The organism is Sulfitobacter sp. 1A13421 (assembly GCF_043557285.1).
Classification (GTDB): domain Bacteria; phylum Pseudomonadota; class Alphaproteobacteria; order Rhodobacterales; family Rhodobacteraceae; genus Sulfitobacter; species Sulfitobacter faviae.
In genome coordinates this window covers 1-1,250 of sequence record NZ_JBIFFQ010000030.1, presented here as the reverse complement: position 1 = coordinate 1,250, position 1,250 = coordinate 1, and the positions used below count along the sequence as shown (strand labels likewise).

Annotated in this window: 1 protein-coding gene and 2 tRNA genes; all 3 read left to right on the top strand. The window is 54.1% G+C overall.

The window, feature by feature from the left end; all coding sequences use genetic code 11:
- Positions 1-77, top strand: a tRNA-Ile gene (locus tag ACGYLI_RS18115).
- 26 nt (positions 78-103) lie between these two features.
- Positions 104-179: transfer RNA gene (locus ACGYLI_RS18110), tRNA-Ala, on the top strand.
- On the top strand, positions 179-1,093 hold the full coding sequence (locus tag ACGYLI_RS18105; protein ID WP_394420179.1) for a glycosyltransferase family 2 protein: 915 nt from the start codon (positions 179-181) through the stop codon (positions 1,091-1,093). The genes ACGYLI_RS18110 and ACGYLI_RS18105 overlap by 1 nt, the downstream gene beginning before the upstream one ends.
- Positions 1,094-1,250 lie beyond the last annotated feature (157 nt).

The window sequence follows — 1,250 nt, the reverse complement described above, 5'->3', positions numbered from 1 at the left end:
GGGTCGGTAGCTCAGGTGGTTAGAGCGCACGCCTGATAAGCGTGAGGTCGGAGGTTCAAGTCCTCCTCGACCCACCATCGCTTCTGCAGTTGCAGATCCCTTTGGGGCCTTAGCTCAGCTGGGAGAGCGCCTGATTTGCATTCAGGAGGTCAGGAGTTCGATCCTCCTAGGCTCCACCATGAATTCTCTTGCCGCCTTTGATCCGTCCGGATTAAAAGAAGGTATGAAGATTTGTGCAATCACAATGGTTTACCGTGATTATTGGGCGTTATCACAATGGTACGCGCATTACTCACGGCACCTAGGTTCGGAACATCTTTACATCGTGTCCCACGGCAATGATCCGAAGGTTTCTGAGCTTTGCCCACGGGCGAGTGTGATCACGGTGCCGCGGGGTGACCTGACTGGTTTCGATCGGCTTCGTGCACACCTGCTGAACGGCTTTCAGGACGGATTGGGTGCGCTATACGACTGGGTTATCCGCACGGATGCGGATGAACTGATTTGTTTCGACCCGGAACGTTACGCAAATTTCAGCGACTTGTTCGCCTCGCGCAAGAGAGCGTCTGCACTCTTTGCTTTGGGAATGAACCTCGCTGAAATAGAGAGCGATCCTACGCTAACAGCGGAGGCTAACGTCCTGCACTACAGGCGCGAGGCGCATTTTTCCGGGCATTACAGCAAGGCTTGGGCGGTTCGGCGTGGAACCCATTTGGTGCGCCACGGCATTCAAACTGCCCCTGAGCGTTTGGATGACACGTCGTTCACCTTTCCCAAAGGTGTTTACTTGGTTCATCTCAAATACGCGAACAGCGCTGCGCTAATCGATGCAAACCAGCATCGGACGCTAATTGGCAACGCTGGTGGCAAAGGTCTTCCCGGTAAAGCTTGGGCGCAGGCAGATCAAGACGCCTCCCGCTTTTACGCCGCTTTTCGCGAGTTGACTGAGCTGGATTGGCCCTTGGCAGAGCGACGCGCCTATCGGCGGATCAAGCGCGATCCGGTTCGAGATGAGAAGCTTAACGTGCTGCGTGCCAGATCGGTAAAGTTCCCGTTTCGGACGACCCTCCCAAAGTGGTTCGAAAACTGCTGATAGATTAGATCAGCAAGAGCGCTACGGCGCTTTTGCTCGTCCAATCTGGACGTTTGCGTGACATCCTTCGGATGGACGTGATTGACATCGTAAAGAGAGATACTAACAACATGTTTGATCTCACCGCGTTAGGTGATGATCTCAGTTGCTGCCCTTC

What these genes read in the sequence shown, in the direction of transcription:
- ACGYLI_RS18105 (WP_394420179.1), top strand. Translation starts at nt 179, where the DNA reads ATGAATTCTCTTGCCGCCTTTGATCCGTCCGGATTAAAAGAAGGTATG.